This is a genomic window from Variovorax sp. 01T439_2, from assembly GCF_056398445.1.
In genome coordinates, this window is the sequence record NZ_JBFTPJ010001205.1 from 1 (window position 1) to 1,421 (window position 1,421).

Annotated in this window: 3 protein-coding genes; 1 reads left to right on the forward strand and 2 read right to left on the reverse strand. The window is 67.9% G+C overall.

Annotated features, from left to right (window positions below; genetic code table 11):
- Both AC1DOC_RS33540 and AC1DOC_RS33545 read right to left on the reverse strand, forming a co-directional pair.
- Nucleotides 1-202 (reverse strand): isocitrate/isopropylmalate family dehydrogenase (locus AC1DOC_RS33540; protein ID WP_478131553.1); only part of this gene is annotated, 202 nt, incomplete at its 3' end.
- A 122-nt stretch (nt 203-324) separates the two neighbouring features.
- Nucleotides 325-963 carry an LbetaH domain-containing protein gene (locus AC1DOC_RS33545; RefSeq protein WP_478131554.1) on the reverse strand — a complete coding sequence of 213 codons (639 nt, stop codon included), beginning with the start codon at nt 961-963 and terminating at the stop codon, nt 325-327.
- Between the two features lie 72 nt (nt 964-1,035).
- Between AC1DOC_RS33545 and AC1DOC_RS33550 the strand changes: the two genes are divergently transcribed.
- Nucleotides 1,036-1,421: class I tRNA ligase family protein (locus AC1DOC_RS33550; RefSeq protein WP_478131555.1), on the forward strand; the 386-nt coding region annotated here is incomplete at its 3' end.

Genomic DNA, 1,421 nt, shown 5'->3' on the forward strand with positions numbered 1-1,421 from the left:
GGGCCAGGCGGGTGCGGCGGATGCTGTCCAGCGTGGCCTGCGGCAGCGGATCGCCCGAGGCCTGGACACCGCCAAGGCCGGCGATCTGGCGGTCCCATTCGAAGGGCGCCTTCAGCGCATCGAGCGCGGCCAGGGTGGCGTCGACGATCTCGGGGCCGATGCCATCGCCGGGAATCAGGGTTGCGGGAATGGGGGTGGTCATCGGAAACTCGCTTTCTGTATATCCATCTTGTATATCTCTTTGCCCTATCAGCAGAGAGGGCGTTCGCAAAACGCGCGGCATGGAGCATACGTCGCGCCGGAGACACCCCGGCGCCTTTCGGGTCACTGGGGGTCCGGCAACTCCTGGTCGAGCAGCGAAGCGCGGGCGATCACGAGGCCGGGACGCAGCAGCGCGCCGGGCGCGATCACCGCGTTGGCACCGATGCRCACGCCGTCGCCCGCCAGCGCGCCGAACTTCTCGCTGCCCGTGGCCTGCAATGCGCCGCCCTCGCCGCCTCGCACGAAGATCTGCTTGGCGGGACGCTCGTTGCGGTGGTTGCAGACGATGCTGCCGGCCTCCAGGTTCACGCCTGCGCCCAGCACCGAATCGCCGACGAAATTGAAGTGCGCAAGGGCCGTGCCCGCGAAGACGAAGGACGACTTGAGCTCCGAGCCCGGGCCGAGGGTGCAGCGCTCGCCCACCCAGTTGCCGCCGCGCAGATAGGCGCCGGCCGCCACGAAGCAGCCGGCGCCAATGATCAACGGCCCCTTCAGCACCGCACCGGCTTCCACGGTGGCGCTGCGGTGGATCGCCACTTCGCCTTCGACGGCAAATTCGCCCGCCGGCAGCGCCACGAGCAGTTCGCGGACGATTTCCGCCGCCCGCGCGGTGATTTCCCAGGGCGCCAGCCCACCCCAGCGCGCGAGCGGCGAGGCGGCAAAGCCGGCGATGTAGGCGGTGAGATCGATGGCATTCGGCATGCTGCGATGCTGCCACCTAAAATGCCCGGTTCCCGCAAGTTCGTCGCCCACTCCCCGAAAGCGCCCTCCCCGATGTCTGCCCCGCGCAAGCTCTTCGTCACCACCGCCCTGCCGTATGCCAACGGCAAGTTCCATATCGGCCACATGATGGAATACATCCAGGCCGACATCTGGGTGCGGAACCAGCGAATGAATGGCGCCGACGTCAACTTCGTCTGCGCCGACGACGCGCACGGCGCGGCCATCACCATCGCGGCCGACAAGGCCGGCGTGACGCCGCAGGCCTTCGTGGCCGAGATCGCCGCGGGCCGCAAGCCCTACCTGGACGGCTACTACATCTCGTTCGACAACTGGCACTCGACCGACGCGCCCGAGAACCACCAGCTCGCGCAGGACATCTACCGCGACCTGCGCGCCAACAGCCTGATCGAAACCAAGAGCGTCGAGCAGTTCTACGA